The organism is Prevotella melaninogenica, assembly GCF_018128065.1.
In the GTDB taxonomy this organism is placed as follows: Bacteria; Bacteroidota; Bacteroidia; order Bacteroidales; family Bacteroidaceae; genus Prevotella.
The window spans coordinates 1,316,784-1,338,869 of the sequence record NZ_CP072360.1 but is presented as its reverse complement, the minus strand read 5'-3'; the positions used below and the strand labels follow the sequence as shown (position 1 = coordinate 1,338,869).

16 protein-coding genes and 1 pseudogene are annotated in these 22,086 nt (G+C 44.7%); 9 read left to right on the top strand and 8 right to left on the bottom strand.

The features are described 5' to 3' along the window. Positions 1-9: 9 nt before the first annotated feature. From mobA to J5A56_RS13780, 5 genes are all read left to right on the top strand, one after another. Positions 10-423: a conjugal transfer protein MobA gene (gene mobA, locus J5A56_RS11230; RefSeq protein WP_004341650.1), complete on the top strand. Its 414-nt coding sequence runs from the start codon at positions 10-12 to the stop codon at positions 421-423. After that, complete coding sequence (gene mobB, locus J5A56_RS11225; RefSeq protein WP_021670803.1) at positions 408-1,643, top strand: conjugal transfer protein MobB; 1,236 nt, start codon at positions 408-410, stop codon at positions 1,641-1,643. Before mobA ends, mobB begins: the two co-directional genes overlap by 16 nt. Before the next feature lie 186 nt (positions 1,644-1,829). Then, the gene (mobC, locus tag J5A56_RS11220; protein ID WP_211796013.1) at positions 1,830-3,839 is read left to right on the top strand and encodes a conjugal transfer protein MobC; all 2,010 of its coding nucleotides are present in this window, start codon (positions 1,830-1,832) and stop codon (positions 3,837-3,839) included. A gap of 303 nt (positions 3,840-4,142) precedes the next feature. After that, positions 4,143-4,346, top strand: a complete 204-nt coding sequence (locus tag J5A56_RS13940) for a permease of the drug/metabolite transporter (RefSeq protein ID WP_211815600.1) — start codon at positions 4,143-4,145, stop codon at positions 4,344-4,346. Between the two features lie 12 nt (positions 4,347-4,358). After that, entirely contained in the window at positions 4,359-4,592 is a 234-nt protein-coding gene (locus J5A56_RS13780) for a PDDEXK nuclease domain-containing protein (protein WP_308339624.1), read from the top strand. A 44-nt stretch (positions 4,593-4,636) separates the two neighbouring features. Here the strand turns inward: J5A56_RS13780 and J5A56_RS11205 are convergent, their stop codons facing one another. The 8 genes from J5A56_RS11205 to J5A56_RS11170 all read right to left on the bottom strand — a co-directional run bounded on the left by J5A56_RS11205 (position 4,637) and on the right by J5A56_RS11170 (position 14,615). Further along, a complete protein-coding gene (locus tag J5A56_RS11205) occupies positions 4,637-4,963 on the bottom strand; it encodes an RteC domain-containing protein (RefSeq protein ID WP_025070559.1) in 327 nt (108 codons plus the stop codon). A 22-nt stretch (positions 4,964-4,985) separates the two neighbouring features. Next, positions 4,986-5,219 (bottom strand): hypothetical protein, encoded by a 234-nt coding sequence (locus J5A56_RS11200; RefSeq protein ID WP_014709373.1) that lies wholly within the window; start codon positions 5,217-5,219, stop codon positions 4,986-4,988. A gap of 111 nt (positions 5,220-5,330) precedes the next feature. Beyond that, positions 5,331-6,134 carry an outer membrane lipoprotein-sorting protein gene (locus J5A56_RS11195; RefSeq protein WP_021672566.1) on the bottom strand — a complete coding sequence of 268 codons (804 nt, stop codon included), beginning with the start codon at positions 6,132-6,134 and terminating at the stop codon, positions 5,331-5,333. A 103-nt stretch (positions 6,135-6,237) separates the two neighbouring features. After that, the gene (locus J5A56_RS11190; protein WP_021672567.1) at positions 6,238-8,523 is read right to left on the bottom strand and encodes an efflux RND transporter permease subunit; all 2,286 of its coding nucleotides are present in this window, start codon (positions 8,521-8,523) and stop codon (positions 6,238-6,240) included. A gap of 26 nt (positions 8,524-8,549) precedes the next feature. Continuing rightward, entirely contained in the window at positions 8,550-9,791 is a 1,242-nt protein-coding gene (locus J5A56_RS11185) for a hypothetical protein (protein WP_249112096.1), read from the bottom strand. A 142-nt stretch (positions 9,792-9,933) separates the two neighbouring features. Next, the gene (locus tag J5A56_RS11180) at positions 9,934-10,914 is read right to left on the bottom strand and encodes a helix-turn-helix domain-containing protein (protein WP_004341627.1); all 981 of its coding nucleotides are present in this window, start codon (positions 10,912-10,914) and stop codon (positions 9,934-9,936) included. A 125-nt stretch (positions 10,915-11,039) separates the two neighbouring features. After that, the gene (locus J5A56_RS11175) at positions 11,040-12,221 is read right to left on the bottom strand and encodes a hypothetical protein (RefSeq protein WP_021672569.1); all 1,182 of its coding nucleotides are present in this window, start codon (positions 12,219-12,221) and stop codon (positions 11,040-11,042) included. 18 nt (positions 12,222-12,239) lie between these two features. Then, positions 12,240-14,615: a TonB-dependent receptor gene (locus J5A56_RS11170; protein ID WP_036920187.1), complete on the bottom strand. Its 2,376-nt coding sequence runs from the start codon at positions 14,613-14,615 to the stop codon at positions 12,240-12,242. Positions 14,616-14,819: 204 nt separating this feature from the next. On the opposite strand from J5A56_RS11170, the pseudogene J5A56_RS11165 reads away from it, so the two are divergent. From J5A56_RS11165 to J5A56_RS11150, 4 genes and pseudogenes are all read left to right on the top strand, one after another. Further along, positions 14,820-16,564: pseudogene (locus tag J5A56_RS11165) on the top strand (ABC transporter ATP-binding protein). 3 nt (positions 16,565-16,567) lie between these two features. Beyond that, on the top strand, positions 16,568-18,265 hold the full coding sequence (locus tag J5A56_RS11160; RefSeq protein WP_021672572.1) for an ABC transporter ATP-binding protein: 1,698 nt from the start codon (positions 16,568-16,570) through the stop codon (positions 18,263-18,265). Positions 18,266-18,438: 173 nt separating this feature from the next. Beyond that, on the top strand, positions 18,439-19,833 hold the full coding sequence (locus tag J5A56_RS11155) for a DUF3945 domain-containing protein (RefSeq protein ID WP_211796011.1): 1,395 nt from the start codon (positions 18,439-18,441) through the stop codon (positions 19,831-19,833). Positions 19,834-19,867: 34 nt separating this feature from the next. After that, the gene (locus J5A56_RS11150; protein WP_021672576.1) at positions 19,868-21,997 is read left to right on the top strand and encodes a type IA DNA topoisomerase; all 2,130 of its coding nucleotides are present in this window, start codon (positions 19,868-19,870) and stop codon (positions 21,995-21,997) included. Positions 21,998-22,086 lie beyond the last annotated feature (89 nt).

The following is a 22,086-nucleotide window of genomic DNA, read 5'->3' as shown; positions in this document are numbered from 1 at the left end:
CAAAGTAAAATGACAAAGAGACATGTGGGGAGACCCCTGAAAAAAGAGAAAGCCAGCCATTGTTGCATGGTTCGGTTTACGGACACGGAGTTTGCGCGTTTCCTGACGCTTTATGAACAGTCAGGTGTCCCGAACAGGGCTGTTTTCATCAAGGCAAGGGTCTTTGATGAGACTTTCCGAGTGATAAAAGTAGATCGTTCACTGCTTGATTACTATCAAAAACTGACGACTTTGTACGGACAATTTCGCAGTGTCGGGGTGAATTATAACCAAGCTGTGGTCGCCTTAAAGAGCAATTTCACCGAGAAAAAAGCCTTTGCGATGCTTGCCCAACTGGAGAAACTGACACTCGAATTGGCGGCTGTCGGAGGCGAAATCGTACATCTAACCCGTGAATTTCAAGAGAAATGGTCGCAAAGATAAACTATGGCAGTTCCCTTTACGGCGCGTTGGCGTACAATGGAGAGAAAGTAAATGAGGGCATTGCCAAGATTCTGGAGACCAACAAAGTGTTCTCTCCGGCTGATGGAACACACGATATATCCGCCTGTATGCAGGACTTTATGGCATATATGCCGAGTCATGTCCTCACTAAGAAACCGGTTATACATATCTCCTTGAATCCGCATCCCGATGACAAACTTACCGATGAGCAGTTCTCAGCCATCGCACGGGAGTATATCGAAAAGATGGGCTACGCTAATCAACCCTTTATCGTTTATAAGCATGAAGACATAGACAGGCATCACCTGCATATTGTCACCTTAGCTGTCGATGAACGGGGAAAGAAGATTAACGATGGTAATAATTTCTATACCAGTACCCGTATTCTCAAAGAACTGGAACAGAAGTACGGTTTGATCCCTGCGCAAATGCGGAAGGAAAAAGAAGTGTTTCGCCTGCAAAAAGTCTGCTACGGCGACGGAGAGAATCTTAAAAAGCAACTGGCTTCGGTTATCAAACCGGCAGCAAAATTCTACCATTGTCCGAGTTTTAAGGAATACCGTGCTTTGCTCTCCACCTATAATATATGTGTGGAGGAGGTTAAGGGAGAGATACGCGGAAAAACCTATATGGGACTTCTCTACTTTGCCACGGATGACAAGGGGAATAAAGTCGGAAAAGTATTTAAATCCTCTCTCTTTGGGAAGTCTGTCGGATATGAAGCTCTGCAAAATAGATTCAAGGCGTCAAAGGAGAAACTGAAGGAAAAGCATCTTGCTCCTAAGACCAAAGCAATCGTAGCCGGAGCATTGAAGCGTTCTGCCACAAGAGAGGATTTCAGGGGGAACCTGCATCACAGGGGTATTGATGTCATCTTCCGAGAGAACGAGGAAGGGCGGCTCTATGGTGTCACCTTTATAGACCATAACAACGGCTGTGTCATCAATGGCTCGAGATTGGGCAAGGAACTTTCGGCAAACGCTATTGCCGAGTGGTTCGACCGTCCGCATCCCGAACTCTCTGTTAATACTCCTCAAGGTGAAAATCAGTCTGCATCTCATACGCTCCCGTCGGAAGAAAATTCCTTCTTGGGCGGTCTTCTTGATTTGCCTATGGAAGCCAACGGAACGGATTGGGAGGAAGAACAGTTCCGTAGACGGATGCAGAGAAAGAAGAAACAGAAGAAGCCTCGGTTATAAACCGTATTTTCCATCTCTAAAGTGTAGAAAAAAAAACGAAGATTGTAAGATGTTGATTATCAGGAATTATCAGAGGTGTCAAATTCTCTTATAAGGGAATTAAAATTGTCCTATAAGACAATTTGAAAAGTCTTATAAGACAATTTCAACAATCATAAAAGTAAGAACGAAATTAAACGAAAAACTATGCAACAAGAAGACGATTTGAGAGCACTGGCGAAAATCATGGATTTTCTGCGTGCCGTAAGTATCATACTGGTGGTTGCCCATCTCTATTGGTATTGCTATGAAGCCATCAAACTATGGGGGCTGAACATCGGTGTGGTGGACAGGATACTGATGAATTTCCATCGCACGGCGGGACTATTTGGAAATATGCTTTACACCAAGCTCTTTGCGCTGGTACTGATGGGGCTTTCCTGTTTGGGTACAAAGGGTGTGAAAGAGGAGCATATCACGTGGTCGAAGATATGGGCATTCATGAGCGCCGGCTTTGTCTTTTTCTTCCTCAATTGGTGGATACTTGCCTTGCCACTGCCCATAGAGGCGAATACGGCTCTCTATACTTTTACGATAACCGTAGGCTATGTTTGTCTGCTGATGGCGGGACTCTATATGAGCCGACTCTTGAAGAACAACCTGATGGAGGATGTCTTCAATCAAGAGAATGAATCCTTTATGCAGGAGACAAGACTTTTGGAGAACGAGTACTCGGTCAATCTGCCGACCCGATTCTATTACCGCAAGAAATGGAACAAGGGGTGGATAAACGTGGTCAATCCTTTCCGAGCTGTCTCCGTCTTGGGAACGCCGGGCAGCGGTAAGTCCTATGCCATCATCAATAATTTCATCAAGCAGCAAATCGAAAAAGGTTTTGCCATCTACTGCTACGACTTCAAATATCCCGACCTCTCCACGATTGTGTACAATCATTTGCTGCATCACTCGGAAGGATATAAAGTCAAGCCGAAGTTTTACGTGATCAACTTCGACGACCCTCGGCGGTCGCACCGTTGCAATCCGATACACCCCGATTTCATGAGCGACATTTCAGATGCCTACGAGTCGGCGTACACCATCATGCTCAACCTTAACAAGACGTGGGTACAGAAACAAGGAGATTTCTTTGTGGAGTCGCCAATCGTACTCTTTGCCGCTATCATTTGGTATCTCCGCATTTTCGAGGGAGGAAAATACTGTACCTTTCCGCACGCTATTGAGTTTCTCTGCCGTAAGTATGAAGACATTTTCCCAATACTGACTTCTTATCCCGAATTGGAGAATTACCTTTCTCCTTTTATGGACGCTTGGCTCGGAGGGGCGGCTGACCAGTTGCAAGGGCAGATAGCCTCCGCCAAGATACCCTTGTCAAGGATGATAAGTCCGCAGCTCTATTGGATTATGACAGGAGATGATTTCACACTCGACATCAATAATCCCCAAGAGCCTAAAATCCTGTGTGTAGGGAATAACCCTGACAGACAGAATATCTACGGAGCAGCATTGGGGTTGTATAATTCGCGCATTGTCAAGCTCATCAATAAGAAAGGAATGCTGAAAAGTTCCGTGTTGATAGATGAGCTACCTACCATATACTTCAAAGGGCTCGACAATCTGATTGCCACTGCACGAAGCAACAAAGTGGCGGTATGCTTGGGCTTTCAGGACTTTTCGCAACTGAAGCGCGATTATGGAGACAAGGAAGCTGCCGTGGTGATGAACACTGTCGGAAACATTTTCTCCGGTCAGGTGGTCGGCGAAACGGCAAAGACGCTCTCAGAGAGGTTTGGCAAGGTGCTTCAGAAACGGCAGAGCATGAGCATCACCCGTAGCGATAAGACCACTTCCATCTCCACACAGATGGACAGCCTGATTCCGCAGAGCAAGATTTCCACGCTCACACAGGGAATGTTCGTGGGAGCGGTCGCAGATAACTTCTCCGAACGTATCGAGCAGAAGATATTCCACTGTGAGATTGTAGTGGACAATGCGAAAGTTGCAAAGGAAACGGCTGCTTACCGCCCGATACCCATTCTGACAGACTTCACGAATGAAAACGGAGAGGATATGTTGGAACAGGAAATCAAGGCGAATTACGAACGGGTAAAGACGGATGTGCGGGACATCGTGGAACGGGAGTTGCAACGGATTGCCGATGATCCGGAACTTTCCAAACTACTCAATACCAAGAAATAACGGTTGTTTTTCTTGGCTCTAAGGCAGAATTTTTGTATTTTTGAACACGTTAATTGATTACACTATGAATTGTTTTAATCATACCCAAGAACCAGCAGTTGCCCAATGCTCAGATTGCGGGAAAGGACTATGCTCAGAATGTGCGGAAAGATATCAGCCGATACTCTGTACACCTTGTTTCAGAAAAGAAAACGTAGTGAGATTTGGCGAAGCATCTTCAGTCTGTTGTTTCTCATCGCCTTGTTTGTCATAGGTTTCAAATGGAACTTCTTGGCGACCAAAGGCGTTGAGGATATGCGATGGATGTCCGGATATGTGCTGATGGCGATATGGTCAGGCTATCTCTTTGTGGAAAAGTACATTCCTTATAAGATGATGGCTGGGACAAATGGGCAGTGGATTGTTTACTATATTGTCAAACTGCTCCTCTTTGTCGTCATAGGAGTCTTCACCGCACCTTTCACCTGCTTGTGGGCAGTGTTCAGGGTAATAAAGGCTTTTCGGTAAGAGGCGGCAAGAATAACATCTATAAAGAAGAAAGAATATGAGTACGCACAATATACCACTCACATCGGCATCATCATTTGCAAATCCAAAAGCAGGACGATTGTGGAGTATGCCCTCAAAACTTCTGCAATGCCTATCGGGGTGGCAACATACAGCCTCTCACCCGAATTGCCGGAGGCATACAAGGAACTGCTTCCAACATCTGAGGACATAGCCAAGAAGTTGGAAGTGCTTATCAAAGAATGAATGAAGGGAGGTACTCCGAAATACCGGAATATCTCCCTTTTGATTTACCGTTTCTTGAACTTGCCACCTTTCAGGTCACTCTCCACCATACGCTTGTTCAGCTTCTCACGGAGTTCATCAAGAAAGTAGGTACGGCTGTCATCCTTGCGGCGTTTCATGTTCATATAGACGTTGTAGCAGTTCTTTATCTCCACTCCAAAGATTTCAGAAAGAACATCAGCTAATTCCTCCACACCTATTTCTCCATCATTGATACAGTCGCAGGTGTCAAGAGCATAAAGGAGTTCAACTAAATCTGTTGCCTTGCCTGTCCAACAGAGTTTCTTGGCGGGTTTGACGGACAAAGCAGGAAGAAGTCCCTGCATTCGCATTTTCACTAATTCCAGCTCCGTGTCAATGACAAAGAGCAGCTCTGATACATTTTTTTCCCATTTCAGTTGGTATGCCTGATGTTTCAGTCATACTTTCTAAATGGAATCGAGTGTAATGGAGAGTACGATACAATGAAGCAAGGTTTGCTTCGGTTTCCCCCAACCTTATAATTTCCTTGATAAGATTGTCTGTTGCAGTTTTGCTATTGTCTGATAGCAGCAACTCAAAGGTTTCTGTTTCAATCAGTTGTTTCATATTATGATTTTTATATTGCTAAATTGTTTGTGCTTATGATAAATGCACAAAACCTCCACCTGTTACAACTTCTGATTGCAACAAATGGAGGTAGAATGGAAAAGAGAAGTTTTACTTGCCTTGTTCCAGTGTGCGAGTGGTGAAATAACTGTCCGAAATTGAAGGGGTGAACTTAATAACGTTGTTATTCAATACCGACTTTCTTTTATTTTTCAGATTAATCATTGTCATCTCCTTAAAGCGATACTTATGGTGCTTTGTATCCACTTCCGTGATTGCAGAGACGGTCATCTCCTTTTCTTTCTCTCCGGCAAGATTGTAGTATGTAGCCTTACGGATAATAAAAATATGCTTGTCGATATAGGCTATTTTCTTAGAGAAACCGTTTTCATTGGCAATGGTTTTGTTCTTTGGCGTAATTTCTAAGACATAGCAGACATGATTACCTACATTTTGGTCTTTCAAGAATTTATAGTTGAAATCTTCGACAGCTGGTGTGGACATATCGGCGTAAGAAAACTCAGACCCCATGAAACTTTTGGCATTCTCTGAACTTACAATACGTCGGGTTTTACGAAGAGCCGGCATATAAATCCACTTGTCATCGTTCTTCTTCAAATAATCGAACGATAGAAACCCGGTGCCTTTCACATCAGCAGGTTCGATAAACCGAATGAGTTTTTTTTCCAAACTACCATTCTCGTAGAGTTTACTGACGATAGTCATCTTGCGAACTCGTTTGTCTCCGGACGGACTGTAAATCGTCATTGATGATTCTGTTTCCATTCCGGCAATACGAGTGGCTTCAATGGCTTTTTGTTGTACTTGTTGCGGAGATACTCCTCCTTGTGCATGAGCAACATTTGCCCACATGGTTGCGATTATTATAACCGCCGATAAAAAAACTTTCTTCATTGTATTTATTGTTTGATGAATATTCGTGTATCAATCTTCTTTGAAAAGCTCATAAGCTTTTGACTGTTTCTTTTATTGCTTTTATCCTTTCAGTCCTTTTAAGTTATTTGCAATGGATTTTCTGTCTCAAGAATTTCGGTTTCAACACCATACATAGCGCAGGTACGAGCAGCACTGCGGCAATGAGGCATACGAAAATGATTGTTACCATCATCATTCCGAAAAAGCGAACGGGCAGGAAGCCTGAAAAGAGCAGAACTACAAATCCGATAATAACGGCAATGGCATTGAATACGATACCGCGTCCCGTTGCCTTGAACAAGCGATGTACAGCCTCCTTATCGTCGTAACCCGCACGTCGTTCCTCCCGATACCGCCAGACAACATGAATCGTATAGTCCACGCCGACTCCAATAAGGATAGAGGCTTGGAAGGCGGTCATAAAGTTCAGGTCAATACCAAAATATCCCATCAGTCCGAAAAGCATCAACATGGCAAACATGAGTGGAACGATTTGCAGTAATCCTGCCTTAAACGATTTGAAACCGAGGGATATAATGATAAATACAACAACGAGGGAAATCAACAAAGAAAGGAACTGCCCGCTTACGACATGCTTGTCCATATCCGTGAATACATCGGCATTGCCACCAACAAGTTTCACATTGGGGTCATCTTTTACCATTTCCTTGATTTGAGCAACACATTGTCGCAATACCGGTGTGTTCAATTCCTTGAAACGAATCATCAAGAGAGCTTTCTCAAAATTGAAATCCACCATCTTTTCCAAATCCTTCTGACTGCCGCTCATCAGATACAACTCGAAGTATTGTGATACGGCATCGTAGGTGTCGGGGATTTTATCATAACCTTCTTCGCCTTTGTTATAGAGAGCACGGCTGATCTGACGTGTAACTTTTGCGATAGACTGCGTTGTTCCCACTTCGGGGATTTCTCGCACCTTTTTCTCCAAATCATCAATTTTCTTCAACAAGGCAGGGTCTTTGATGTCGCCTTCGAACACGACACAGAGAGGAAAGAAGCCCCCCAGTTCCTTATTGATGATTTGTGCGGACTCCTTCGCAGGATGTCCGTCAGGGAACAACTCGGCGGGATTTGAGTTGATGCTGAAACGCAACAGTCCGGCTGCTCCGATTAGAGAAATGACCACGAATAAAGCCAAAATAGTCTTGGGCTTTTTCGTTACCCAATCGGCAATAAAGTCCAACAATCTGTCTAACCCTATTCCTCTTTTGCTTTTAGGGTTGTTATCCGCTCTCAATCGAGGTTTGGTTTTGGGAAGTACCGAACTCAATGCAGGTATAAAGAACAGACTTCCAATCAAGGCAAGTCCGATACCGATACTGCCAAGAACTCCCATCTGTCCACCGGGAATCAGCACATGTCCCAACATACAGAGCAACCCTGCAATGGTTGTCAATCCTGACAAGATAATGGGAGCGCCGAGACTTGTAACCATTTTGACAGACAATTCTTTTGCTGTATAGTTGTTTCCGGGAAGATTGTCTCTTTGGTAGCGGGCAAACATGTGTATGCCATAGGAATTGGCGGTGGCAATCAGCAATACAACTAAAATAATGGTCGTAACGGCAAACTTCCATCCCAACAAAGGTGTTGCACCCAATGCCGTGAATATCGCCATGACTACAATCAGAATGGGAAGCCATACCCCTCTGAACTGACGGAAGCTGATAAAGAGAAAGACCATCATCAACAACAATCCGAGAGGAATGAGCCGAGCCATATCCTTCTGCATCATTCCCGCATTCTGCATTCGCATATACGGAGAACCTCCCAAAAGAACTTTCTCTGTGCCGGGATACTTGGCAATCATTGCCTCCACTTGGTCTATTACGTCCTTGTCCTTTGCTCCAGGTTCAAGCAATCCAATAATGGCTGTGGTCGTAAAATCTTTGGAAATCACGCTTCCATAGACAAGGTCGTTACCGGCAAGCTCTTTCTTAATAGTGGCAACATCTTCAGCAGTCCGTGGAATCATTTTCACGGCCGCATCAACGGTCATTGCGTCATTCTCACTACGGACATTTTTCAATTCAAAGACAGACATCACTCGTTCTATGCCTTTTATGTTCTGCATGTCCTGTGAGAAATGCTCTACACGCTTCAGTGTCTTGCCATTCACGACATCATCTGTCTGTACGACAATCATCACCATATCCGTTCCTCCAAACATCTTTTCTATCTGTTTTTGGTTCATGCGGGAAGGCAGATGCTCCGGCAGATAGGTAAGCAGGTCGGGATTAAAACTTGCATTCTTCATCTGAAAGCCCATAAAAGCTGTCAGTGCAAGAAAGAATACGATGACCGCCCAGCGGTATCGTATCACAAATTCAGCTAATTTCTTCATTCGATATTATTTTGAGATGAGATAATCTAAAACGAAACTTTCAACTCCGTAAAAACCGAGTTCTTGGTCTTTTCCAATATTCCGAATAATCGGTCATCTGGTCCGTAAAACAGCTGACCTCCCACCGTAAGCGTAACGGCATCGGCTATGGCATAGCGTACCTTGGGTTGAAAGAAGTATTCTTTTGTACTGAATTGGCATAACCCAAGTAGTTCCACATTTAATGTCTCATGAAATAATGACAGTGCAGGTCTGACTGAAACCGAATGATTCCAACGTTCGTGTTGCGTGAAAAGAATACGGTTCAGCGAGTTAAGTTTCTGTTCTATCGGATTGCCTTTGATGTCTGTCGCCAAGTCCGGTATATACTTACCTATGTACTGTACAATCAAACTGAAATTATCCCAGCTTCGGTCAATCCCGATCGTGTATTCTATTTGCTTATTGGGAACGGAATAAATGGAATTATTACTTTTTTCGGGGAGTGAACAGGCAAATTCCCCTCTTAGTCCGTAGTTGCCCAACGAGGAGGAAAAGTCCATTCCAACAATATGCACCCGATAGGGCTCTTGTGATAACTGGATTTCAGAAGGAGTTTTTTTATACGCGATGCCGGGAAATTTATGCAGCCCGTTGTAATAGGAAAGAGAGAGGTCGAAAGACGGTTTTTCCAAATCTATTTTCACTCCGAAAGACTGATTCTTCCATCGGTAAGGACGTTTTTCATTGTTCCATACAATCCCATCTCCCATAGGGTTTCCGATGAATGGGAACAATGACGATTTATAAACAGGTACCCAATCCACTTCGATACGGAAGGGATAAGGATTAAAGACACCTTTCACGACAAAATTCCCCAACCGCTTATCATCTTCTTCCAGAGAGAATACACAAAAGTCTTGGGGAGTAACGTTGTTGGTCGGATTGAATCCATCTGCACGCCCCCAAAGAACGATTTGCTCACCCACACGAAAATCGAACTTACCAAGATTAAGATTTAGATAAGCCTCGCGGATATCGAACTTATGATTGTTGTTGCCATCAGCTCTGTAACGGACTTCCGAAAAGGCAGAAGCACTTATGCCGATGGGAACTTCTAATTTCAAGGCACCTTCTCCGTAGTAATTGCGTATTTCTTTTTCTCCGCCGAAAAAACCTGCACGGAGATAACCATTGAGTTTAATGCGGTTATCCGATGAGATTTCTTCTGTATAGAGAGAGTCTGTTTCATTCGGAGATTGTGCATAAACAGAAATACCGGAAAACAATGATAAGATTGTTACTCCGGCAAAAAAATGAAACTTAAATGTCGTTATTTTCATTGCCTGATGTTTTTGCAGGCAAAGTTCGAAAGATTGTTTAGGGCAAAATAACCCTCAGAAAGCAAGTAATGTCCCTATTGTGTAAAACTTATAATGAATCAAGATATTGCTTAGGTTTTATCCTGTGATATTTGCAGAAAGCCTCTGTGAAATGACTGAGGTTAGCATATCCAACTTTATAGCCTACTTCTGACACCGAGTAGAGGCGAGTGGAAAGCAGTCGTTTTGCCCATTCCATCTTTTCAGATAGGGCATATTCGGCGATGGCTTTTCCAATAACCTGCTTGAAGCACTTTTGTAATTTGGAACTGCTCATATTGGCTTCACGCGCCAATTCGGGAATACTCGGTACATTACTGAGACTTTGAAGAATCTGGCGACGAACACGGAATACTGATTCAACATCATTCAAGTTTAGGTTGGCAAGAGATTTTACTTCCGAACGTTTTTCGAGCTTTTCAAGGAACATTGTCAGTAATTCCATAGTTTTTCCATGCAAATGAAGCGTTGAAAAAGGATTGTCGATTTCAGTTATAGACTTAATGTTATCCAAGACCTGTTGCATTGCAGGTGTAATGGTCTCAAACAAATAAAAAGCCTTGTCCGATTGGAGAAGCCGACCGATATAGGTTTCATGTGCTGCATCAATCTTTTCAATCCAATCCTTATTGAAAGTCAGTGTAATATTTTCGTATCGTTTCTTTGGAGGAAAACTCCACTCAGTCGGGATGCTACTTGAAGGCATGAAAATGCCATCGAGCGTGTCCACTCCGACCGTTTTTGTACTTGTTCCTATTATCTGCTCGTGTTTATGCTCATTGATATAGAACATGACAGGAATCCATTTCGAGTTTTCCACCGAGCGACGTATCATAGTTATCGGCTCGTATGCTACGAAACTGATATAAGTCAATGTTAGCCATGGCAGAGGATAATATTGTTTGAAGAATCCACTACCAATAGAAGAAGGAATGGTAAATCCATTGTTTATTACTGATGTGCCAAATTGTTCGGCAACCATCTCCATCCAATCTTCAGGCTTATTGATTGCACAAAATTCTATGGTCATTTTATCATGTCTTTTTGCAAAGTTACAAACAAATACGGATAAAAACTTGAATTATCGTAAGTTTTTATCCGTATTACTCTCAAAAAAGAACCAATAGCTCCATGAGAAATATTTTTAATGAGAGTTTACTCAAATGCGACTAAACTTGAAGGAACTCCTATGGCAGTAACAATTGGGTTTTGCGAGCATTCGCCTGTCTTGGTATTGTAGGTGTAATACCCCGTACCATTGTTACATGTCATTCCAAAGACGATGAGGTCCTTGTAGCGAGTTATAGCAAAAGAGCCATTGCTGTCGGTCATTGGCAAATCAAGTTTTTCGATGGTTTTGTTCCAAATGTCGATTTTCACGGGTTGGAAGTCTTTCTTGAGTATTCCAAATTCTGTATCCGTTACTTTCACGCAACTATACACAATACCATTACCTGCATAGAAAGACTTAATCATATACTGCCCTGTTTTGCCTATTCCTTTTATGGTTGTCTTCGATAGGTTGAACAGATAATCGCTATCCCATTTGTCGCTTCCTTTGCGGATACGCAGGAAACCTTCCTTATCGGCAACATTGAAGTTGTTGCCCGCACTGTAAAAGTAGATGTCACCCCGCTCGTCTATGAATGCGTCAGAATGGCGGAACAATCCTACAACACTTGTGCGGTTATCTTTGATAACTTCAGTCTTTTTCGTCTTGAGGTCAATGATAGCTACCTCTGCTCCAGTACCCGGTACAGAGGTATGAGGCGAATTGAGCTGATTGAGGGCAACATACATCTTTCCATCACGGATGACATTACAGCCGGGATCAGGATTGTTGTCTTGAACCGCATAAGACGAGAGGTCAATTTCATCTTCCTTTTGCAATGTTGAAGTATTGATTAACGCAATTTTTCCACGTCCATGCAAAGCAACGTATGCCCGCTGTTCATCAACGAAGTTAATTTCTCCGGGTTGAGCCATCTGTTCAAATGTCATAGTACCTGCTTTTATCAGTTCTCCATGGGCACCTCTTGTAAACTTATGTATCTTATCCCCGAATTTCCCTTCGGGTACAAGCACTGTATTACCCTTAGCAAAGAGGTAGCAACCGAACCCGAATTCAAATGCTTTCTTATTGTTGGTCGCTTGAGGAGTCAAATCACTGAATGTCCCTACATAAGCACTTTTGTCCACATAATGCACAAAGGTGAAATGTTGCTGCACCTCTTGAGGAGTAGGCGTAGGTTCATCATTTTTGTTACAAGATGTCAGCCCTATGAAGCCGACCAGCATAGCAGAAAAAGCTATACGATTGAAAATTGTTGTATTCATCTTTTTATATTTGTTAAATTAGAAAATTCCTTTTGAGAAGACATATCTGAATTTGAGGTGAAGTGTCCGTCCTGCCAATGGTTGGCGGAATTGGTCCCAAACTTCTTTGTTCATTATATTATGGCATTCCAAGGCTACGGAATATTTGCTTTTGTAGGTCAACAATAGCCCTATGTCATTGACGAAACTGCGGGGAATACGTCGTTTCTGTAATTCGGTAAGTTCCCAGAAGTAGAAGAACTCCTCAGTAAATTTGCCGTCCCAGAAAGCCTTGACATACCAATTCTTGAATAATCGGTTGCTGTGATACTCCGCCCCGAAGTTGCCGAACAAATAGGGAATGTTCGGCAGTCGCAATCCTTTTGTCGGATTGGGGGCTTGGGTACCGGGTAAATAGTTCAAGACATCACGCACATCCTGATAAGTTAGATTTCCGTAGGCATAGACCGTTGGCGATATGTCCAATTTTATTTCGGTTTCTATACCTTTAATATGTACCTTTTCTGCGTTTACATATCCGGCTGCCATGTGCTGTTTCATCAGTTTTATCATATCGCTTACCTGCATATAAAAGCCGTTCACTTCAAACTGCAATCGCGATAATCCGAGGACATCATTTTTGTCTATTAAGAACCCCAGATTGAAGTTGTGGCTTTTCTCTGGTCTCAATCCGGCTGCAGGAAAGGTGATGATACCATCACCGAATAGTTCTTGTGAATTGGGAAGGCGTATTGCCCGCTGGTAAGATGCTTTCAAGTGAAAACCTCTGAAGGGCTCGTATTTTATTGCCTCTATCCAGCCTATTTGTGAGGTCGTATTGTTCTTTTTCTTCGGAGCCTCAATCAGCTCGTATGAAGTCAAATCTTCTATCTCGGAATGGAGGTGGAAATACTTTGCGGAGAGCATATTCGTCAGTTTCTTATCAAAGAGTTTTGACTCCCAAGTCAACCCCGAAATGACACTGGTCTTTTTGCTGGGAAATCCTCCGATAACAAAACCTGCATGCTGACTTGCAATGTTGTCGCTCGGTTGCCTTCTGGCGTAGTTAATAAGTGTGTTCAGATTCAAACTGTGATTGGCGGACAACTTGTAATCAAAATTGATACGTTCATTGATTTCCAAGCCTTTGTCATTTGAGTTGTGAGGAACATCTCCTGTTTCTCCCTGCCCATTCGGACTCGGATATATGTTTCCTTCGAAATCGTGATTAACTCGTGCCGTATCCACAAAATTGTTTGTTGTATGTGAAAGGGAGAAATGGGACTCAAGATTAAGGCGGTCGTTCAGCATTCCGCTTTTTATCAGTTTGTTTTCCAACATAAACATTCCTGATTGGTTTTCGGCATGTTGTATGTTTTTTAAGATACCTTGGATTTCATTGAAACGATTGTAATACCCGAACTCGGTACTAATCTCATCGAACCAAAGTTTCGTGAAAGCAATTTTTCCCTTTAACATATACGAACGAAAACGGTCATGGTCACGTCTTACCAACAGATTTTCTCTCTCGGGAACTCTGAAAGAGTAGTCATTCTTTGCAGATGTATAATAACCTCCCGCACCGAGTAGAACGCCACTCTTTGGAAAGTTCTTGCGAGAGAAGACGCTTCCTTTGTGTGTTTGGTAAGACCCGAATTCATACGAGGCATCTAAATAGTCCGTACTAAACTCTTTAGTAACGATATTGACGGCTCCCCCCAATCCATCACATCCGAAACGGGCGGGTATGATACTCTTATAGACTTCTATTCTTTCTATAATGTCTATCGGAATTTCATCAAGAGAAAAAGCCCCGTCAGAAGTACTCATTGGTATTCCGTCCCATAAGATTTGAATGCGGTTTCCTTCCAATCCATGAACAATAATTCTCGAACTGCTTCCCAAACCGCCGGTCTGCCCAACTTTCAAACCTATGGTTTTATTCAAAACGGTTTCTAACGAAATAGATCTGCCTTGAAGTTCTTTCGCATTTATTACAGAAACTGCTTCAGGCGACTCTCTGAGAACTTGTGCTTTTGTTTTTCCGAAGACCACTACATCTGCTAACTCTGTTGATTCCGGGAGTAGTCTTATGGTATAACGCTTCCCATTTGCAGTAATCGTATCGGTAATGGTCTGATAACCGACATAACTTACCATAAGCATAAGTTTTTGATTACTTGATGCACTTAGTTTTGCAATACCTTTCCTGTTTGTAGTCGTACCATTTGTGTACGTTGGAGCATTCAAACCTTTCCAATGTACGGCGGCAAATTCTATACTGTTCCCATTTTCTGCATCAATAACTTTTATTTCTGTTGGTTGCAGTTGTGCAAACATAGGAAAAGACCACAACAATAGAAAGCCGACAATGAGCATTCTTTTGTATAAATGGACTATTGAGCTGATTGACATATCATATTTGTTTGTGAGATTCTGTGCAAAGGTACTTACCTGCCGAGCAAATAAATAACCCTATTATCCACGCTTATACCCCTGTTGTGTTTATATGCGAGCAAATTGTTGTTTTGGGGCAGTGTAATGCTTATTGGGGTTATTTTATTCCTGTTTGTTGCCGTACTTTTGCAGCAGAAAAAATCAAAACGACACATCACATATATGGATAAACAAAAAGTCAGACCTCTTGATGAGGAACGGGAGAGCCGCAGCCTGCTCTCCAATGCAGTGGTCATATTGCACCTTATTTTAGGTACACTCCCTATACTGCTGGTAGTGTGGGCAGTGGACAAGCTGATGAATGGCACACTCTCTCCCTTAATAGTTTGGGGTATTGGAGGAATAATGATACTATTTGCAATGCTTCGAGGCGTATTCTATGGAACCTCAATTTGGCGGGCACACCGGTCGGCTTACAATGCCCTTACACGATTGAGGTTGCGTATCATAAGTCATCTGCAACGCTTGCCGCTCGGTTTCTTTCAAGAACGGAAAGTTGGCGACTTGGTGAATATTATCAACCATGATGTGGAACAAATTGAAATTTATTTAGCACATGGATTACCCGAAATCCTTTCGGCTACGCTTTTTCCTGCCTTACTCTGGGTAATCATTATGGTGTTGGACTGGCGTTTGGGGCTGTCGCTCATTTCTCTTTTGCCTGTAGCATTTCTTCTGCAAATGGCTGTTAAAACACTTTGGGGAAGGAGCTTTCAACACTTTATGGAAAGTACGCAAAAATGTCGGAAGACCTTTTGGAATATGTGGCTACCATATCGGTAATCAAAGCCTTCAGTAACGAGGAAAATAGAACGGAACGAGTACTTGGTGGTATGCGCGACTACATCCGTTGGGTAAAGCGGAGCATGTTTAGCGTTACCGTTCCCATGACATTGATAACGATACTCTTGGAAGGTGGTATCGTGGTAATGACTCTTGTCGGGCTATGGCTGATGACTTCGGGCGAACTGACGGTGGCACGTTTTATCCTTGCCCTGATATTGGGTGGACTGTTCTCATCCTCCTTTGCTAAGTTGGCAACATTCCAACATTTCCGAATCGTCTATGGTCAGTCGTTGGCAAAAGTACAGTCCATTACAGAGGTACAGGCAAAGGAAACTGCGAACAAGAAAACGGATACGACACAAACGGATGTTTGTGTCGAGCACGTTACATTTTCCTATCCAAACAAGGAAGACAATGCGCTGAAAGATGTATGTCTTCAATTTCCGAAAGGTAGTCATACAGCTATCGTAGGCGAGTCAGGGTCGGGAAAAACCACGCTGGCAAGTTTGATGATGGGGTTCTGGCACCCCCAAACAGGTACTATCCGATTGGGAGGAGAGAATATTACGGAACTCTCCGAACGTAATATCGCTGATTATTTTTCGATGGTACAGCAGGAGGTTTTTCTCTTTAACACAACCATTCGGGATAATATCCGTATAGGAAGACCTACCGCCACACAAAAGGAAGTGGAAACGGCAGCACAGCGTGCTCATATTCATGATTTTATCATGGGATTGCCGAATGGTTATGATACGCTGGCAGGCGAAGCTGGCGTAAAATTCTCCGGCGGAGAAAAACAGCGTATTTCCATTGCCCGAATGTTACTCAAAGACTCTCCAATAGTTATTCTCGATGAAGCCACCGCTGCTTTGGACGGAGAGAATGAGAAACTAATCCAAGAAGCTCTTGATGAATTGCAGCGCAACAAGACCGTCATTACCATTGCCCATCGTCTCAATACGATTCAGGATATGGAGCGTATTGTTGTGATGGACAAAGGGCAGGTTGTCTCAAAAGGAACACACCAAGAACTGATGAAAGACTGTTCTCTGTACCGCAATATGACGGAGACGCAAGAACAAGTAAGTAAATGGCAACTGAAAGAAGAGGAGGTATAAACAATGGTACGCAATATATTGAATGAATTGACCGCTCGCGGAGTGCGGCATCTGATTATCTCTGCACTGTTTTTCGTGGTTTATGCTCTTTGTGGCACGGCAATCATGCTAACCGTCTTGTTCCTTATCGACCGTCATATACAGGGAGAAAGCATCTCTTTCATTTCGGCAGCATGGTTACTTGGCGGTCTGCTGGTATTGAAAACCCTATCCAATGCCATTGCCGATATGAGCAAGCATTTTGCCGGATTTGATCTTGTGGAACGTATCCGCGAGAAAATCATATTGAAACTGAAAATGTTCTCACTCGGTTTCTATACCAATGAGCGTCTGGGAGAGATAAGTACAGTCATTCACAAAGACGTGGATAACATGGAAATGGTAGTAGGACATCTATGGACACGGATGTCTGCTGATTTCATTGTAGCTCTGATACTTGGCATCGGACTGTTCTGTGTGGACTGGCGCATGGGATTGACAATGGTAGCCATTCTTCCTATTGCCCTGTTTTCTCTGTATCGGGGCATTCGCTCGGGAATGAAAGCACAGGAAGAGTCTCAGGACAATCTGGCGGATATGGTCAGCCTCTTTGTAGAATACGTCAAGGGCATTCCGGTTTTGAAAGTGTTTGGAGAAAAAGGAATGTTCCGTGACAGACTCGACCACTCTGTCAGTGAATTTGGAGAAAGCAGTAAGAATACTTCTCGTTTGGCAGCTGTGAGTGTGGGCAGATACACTTTCCTGATAGAGTTGGCTTTCGCTCTGATGGCTACAATCGGTCTTTGGTGGACTTGGTACGGAGAATTTTCCGTTTTCGCCTATCTTATGTTCATTATTGTCTCGAAAGAGTTCTACAAACCTTTTGTCAATATGGAGAGTCATTGGCTGAATTACATCAAGGTAAAGGACAGCTATGGACGCATTTCCCATTTGTTGAATGCCCCTGTTATCACCAATCCTGAACAGCCGAAAACAGCGGAACGCTTCGACCTGTCATTCGAAGGAGTCGGTTTCCATTATGAGAAGGAAGGCTTTGAGATGAAAGCTCTCACGTTCCATGTTCCCGAAGGAACGGTAACGGCACTTGTTGGTTCGTCAGGTTCTGGTAAAACAACCATTACCAACCTTTTGCTCCGTTTCTGGGAACCGCAGGCTGGCAGAATCTGTATCGGAGGTATAGACATTCGAGAAATGGACTATGATTATCTACTCGGTGAAATCAGTGTGGTGATGCAGAATGTTATTCTCTTTTCAGACACCATTGCCAATAATATCAAAGTGGGCAACCGCAATGCTACGCAGGAAGAAATTGAAGAAGCAGCACGTAGGGCGATGATACACGACTTTATCATCAGTCTGCCAGAAGGTTATGAAACAAAAATCGGAGAAAACGGTTTGGGACTCTCTGGAGGGCAGAAACAAAGGCTTTCAATCGCCCGTGCTTTCTTGAAAGACGCTCCCATCATTCTTTTGGACGAGATAACGAGCAATGTTGACCCTGTCAATGAATATAAGATACAACAGGCAATGTCTGCCCTTATCCGAAATCGCACAGTCTTGGTCATTGCCCATCATTTGCAAACCATCCGTAACGCTAATCAGATTATCGTGATGGACAAGGGACAACTTGTAGAGAATGGAACGCACGCCGAACTCGAAGCAAAAGGCGGAGTGTATTGCAAACTATTGTCAATGCAATAACCTAATCAATGAAAAATATGGAGGTATGGAGTTTGAGCCATACCTCTTTTTTTGCCACTTCCATCCATATCGACGCCACAAGTACGCAGTTATCTCAAACCTCTAACATACACGGTTTCTTTGGTTTACTTTTGTCCGTGCACCGCTGTTGGTGTTATTAAATACATTGTAATATGGACGAAAAAATCAAAGACCAAGAAGTCCTTTTGGTGAAAGATTCCAAGGACGAGAATCTCAAAGCCGTCACAGGTACGGACGAGAAAGGCGGGCTGAGAACCGTTCCGCCCACCGCCGAGCATGAACAGAGTTTCCTGAAGTTCGACAAGCACAGCAATGCGCTGGAGAATTTCCTCTCCAACTTCATGCGTCAGTTCAAGCATCCCACACCGCTGAACTTCTTCAAAGTGCCTTTTGAGAGTGCCGTTGCCAGTGCACGTGTGCTCTCGGAGATACTCAAAGCACCGGATGTCCCCTCCAATAAGGAGATGCTGGACTCCGCCCGTATCAATCCTTCGGACTATGCGGGAGAGCAGAAACAGTCCTTCCAAGGCATTGACCCCGACAAGGTGAAATGGGAACAGTTTGAGCAGATGGGCATAAGCCGTGAGAGTCTGGAAAAGGGCAAGCATCTTGATGACCTGCTTCAATACAGAAAGACTCCACTTGTTCCCATCAGCATCAAAATCGGGGAAGTCTCCCTGCATACCGATGCCCGTCTTTCCCTGAAAGCCTCCGGAGACGGAACATTCATTCCCGTTGTCCATGCCATCCGCAAGGAACCTCAATTGGAGCGCGAGTTCTTCGGGCATACCTTCACCGACGAGGACAAGAAAGCCCTCAGAGAAACGGGTAATCTCGGTCGCACCGTGGAGCTGACCTTCCCCGGCAAAGAGGAGCCGACCCGCAGCTTCGTGAGCATCGACCGCCTGACGAACGACATCATCGCCCTGAGTGCCGACAGGGTACGCATCCCCGATGAAATCAAGGGCGTGAAGCTGAGCGATGAGCAGAAAAAGGAACTCTCGGAAGGAAGGAGCATCTATGTAGAGGGCATGACCTCCAAAATGGGAAAGCATTTCAATGCCAACCTTCAATTCAATGCCGACAAGCGATCTATTGAATTTCGTTTCGGCTCTCCCAAGCAAGGACAACGCCAAAGACAAGCTCCCGAAGGACAGGAACAAACGGAGCAGAAAGAACTGCGTGTCCCCAAGAAGATGTTGGGACGTGACATCTCTCCCGAAGAGCAAGCGAAGCTCAAAGCAGGTCAGACGGTCTATATGACCGGGCTTATCGACAAGAAAGGAGAGCCTTTCAATGCCTATGTACGTCCGAATTTCGAGAAGAACAAGTTCGACTTCCTCAAATGGAATCCTGACAAGTCCCAAGCCAAAGAGGTAACTCCCGACAATGCTTCCCGCACGCAGGTCGCCGTCAATTCCGAAGGCAAGACCAACGAGGCTACCAAGCTGGTGAATGAACCGCTCAAGCAGGGACAGACACAGCCTACTGCCGGACAGGAACAGAAGGAAGAAGAGAAGAAGCGTTCCAAGGGAATGAAAATGTAATCCGCCACCACTAATATCCAAAAAGTAAGAACAAATGAAAGTCATCATAGCAGAAAAGCCGAGCGTAGCTCGTGAAATCGCCCGTGTCGTTCGGGCAACCAACAAGAAGAATGGTTATATCGAAGGAGGCGGCTATACCGTCACGTGGGCATTGGGGCACCTGATAACGGCAGCCATGCCCGAAGTTTACGGCATCAAGGGTTTCCACAAAGAGAACCTGCCGATTCTTCCTCCCGTCTTTACCCTTATTCCCCGTCAGATTAAGGAGGGCAAAGGTTATAAAGCCGATGCTGTGGCAGTAGCCCAACTCAAAGTCATCGAAAAACTCTTCCGGGAATGCGAGGGTATTATCGTAGCCACCGATGCCGGACGGGAAGGTGAACTTATATTTAGATTCATTTACGAATACTTGGGCATTCCCCGTCCCTTCGACCGCCTATGGATCAGTTCTTTGACGGACAAAGCCATCAAAGAGGGACTTGCCCATCTACAAAGCGGAGCGGCGTATGACAATCTCTATTATGCCGCCCGTGCCCGCAGCGAAGCCGATTGGTTGGTGGGTATCAATGCCACCCAAGCCATATCCATTGCGGCAGGAAGAGGCACTTACTCCTTGGGCAGGGTACAGACTCCGACTCTCTGTATGGTCTGTTCCCGTTTCTTGGAGAACAAGAAGTTCGAGCCGCAGCCATTCTGGCAACTCAGCCTTACTGTAAAGGAAGGTGATGAGAGTTTCCGTTTCTCTTCTGCCGACCGCTGGTTCGATAAGGCGGAAGCCACCGCCCTGTATGATAAACTCAAACAGGCTCCTTATGCCACCGTGGAAACGATTGTGCGCAAGGAGACCAGACAGGAGCCACCGCTTCTGTACGACTTGACCACCCTACAGAAAGAAGCGAACAGTCGATTCGGCTATTCGGCGGAACAGACCCTTTCCTTGGCGCAGAAGCTCTACGAAAAGGCATACATCACCTATCCTCGCACGGGCAGCCGATATATTCCCGAAGATGTCTTTGCCGAAATACCTGCCCTGATAGCCTTTTTGCACGACCATCCCATCTGGGGTGTCCATGCCCGCCGACTGACCGAATTTAATGCGCATTCGGTGGACGGCAAGAAAGTGACCGACCACCACGCCCTGCTCATTACGGGCAAGAAGCCGATAGACATGTTCGGAGAGGAAGTAGCCATCTACGATATGATAGTCGGACGTATGCTCGAAGCCTTCTCGGCCCGTTGCGTGAAGGATGTCAGTACGGTTACTGCCGCCTGCGAGGATGTGAAGTTTATCCTCAAAGGTGAAATCATCAAGGAAGAGGGTTGGCGTGCCGTCCTCAAAAACAGCAGAAAAAAAGACAAGGAGCAGGCGGAAGCCGAAGAACGGGAAAGCCGAGAGAATGGAGAAGGCATCATCATCCCTCAATGGGAGGAAGGTAAGCAACTTCCGCTCTGTGCCTGTTCGCTGGCACAAGGAACGACCAAGCCCAAGCCCCTGCACACGGAAAGTTCGCTGTTGGCAGCGATGGAGACGGCGGGCAAAGAGTTGGAGGACGAAGAATTGCGTGCGCAGCTCAAGGATTGCGGTATCGGCACGCCCGCTACCCGTGCCGCCATCATCGAAACCCTCTTTGCACGCGAGTACATGGTGCGCCAAAAGAAGTCGCTCGTCCCTACTGAGAAAGGACTTGCCGTCTATTCCATCGTTAGGGAAATGAAAATCGGTAATGCCGAGATGACCGGACAGTGGGAAGCGGACTTGGCGAGAATCGAACGGGGAGAGTTGAAAGAGCAAGAGTTTCGCAAGGGCATCGAAAACTACGCCACACAGATTACCGACGAACTGCTCTCCTCCAAAATCCTCTTCCCCAAAAAACAGAGCGACATCCATTGTCCCAAATGCGGCAAAGGCTCACTGGTCTTCTATCCCCGATGTGCCAAATGCTCTGATGCCGATTGTGGGCTGACGCTTTTCCGCAGCGTGGCAGGCAAGAGCCTCACGGACGAGCAACTGACGCAGTTGGCGGTAAACGGAGAGACTGGCATCATCAAGGGCTTTACCTCCAAAACGGGCAAGAGCTTCGAGGCTTCTCTCTCCTTGGACGGAGAGTTCAAGACGGTCTTTGTCTTCCCCGAGCGTAAAAAACCGGGCAAATCCCGAAGGTAAATCCCCGTAATTTGCTAATTTTGCCACTGAATGATGCGGTCATAAACAATCCTGTTGTTTTTACTGCGGATTTTAGTGGTGGCACTCGG

Coding starts and splice junctions, on each gene's coding strand:
- mobA (WP_004341650.1), top strand. CDS start 10: ATGACAAAGAGACATGTGGGGAGACCCCTGAAAAAAGAGAAAGCCAGC.
- mobB (WP_021670803.1), top strand. CDS start 408: ATGGTCGCAAAGATAAACTATGGCAGTTCCCTTTACGGCGCGTTGGCG.
- mobC (WP_211796013.1), top strand. CDS start 1,830: ATGCAACAAGAAGACGATTTGAGAGCACTGGCGAAAATCATGGATTTT.
- J5A56_RS13940 (WP_211815600.1), top strand. CDS start 4,143: ATGTCCGGATATGTGCTGATGGCGATATGGTCAGGCTATCTCTTTGTG.
- J5A56_RS11205 (WP_025070559.1), bottom strand. CDS start 4,963: ATGCGAATGCAGGGACTTCTTCCTGCTTTGTCCGTCAAACCCGCCAAG.
- J5A56_RS11200 (WP_014709373.1), bottom strand. CDS start 5,219: ATGAAACAACTGATTGAAACAGAAACCTTTGAGTTGCTGCTATCAGAC.
- J5A56_RS11195 (WP_021672566.1), bottom strand. CDS start 6,134: ATGAAGAAAGTTTTTTTATCGGCGGTTATAATAATCGCAACCATGTGG.
- J5A56_RS11190 (WP_021672567.1), bottom strand. CDS start 8,523: ATGAAGAAATTAGCTGAATTTGTGATACGATACCGCTGGGCGGTCATC.
- J5A56_RS11180 (WP_004341627.1), bottom strand. CDS start 10,914: ATGACCATAGAATTTTGTGCAATCAATAAGCCTGAAGATTGGATGGAG.
- J5A56_RS11175 (WP_021672569.1), bottom strand. CDS start 12,221: ATGAATACAACAATTTTCAATCGTATAGCTTTTTCTGCTATGCTGGTC.
- J5A56_RS11170 (WP_036920187.1), bottom strand. CDS start 14,615: ATGTCAATCAGCTCAATAGTCCATTTATACAAAAGAATGCTCATTGTC.
- J5A56_RS11160 (WP_021672572.1), top strand. CDS start 16,568: ATGGTACGCAATATATTGAATGAATTGACCGCTCGCGGAGTGCGGCAT.
- J5A56_RS11155 (WP_211796011.1), top strand. CDS start 18,439: ATGGACGAAAAAATCAAAGACCAAGAAGTCCTTTTGGTGAAAGATTCC.
- J5A56_RS11150 (WP_021672576.1), top strand. CDS start 19,868: ATGAAAGTCATCATAGCAGAAAAGCCGAGCGTAGCTCGTGAAATCGCC.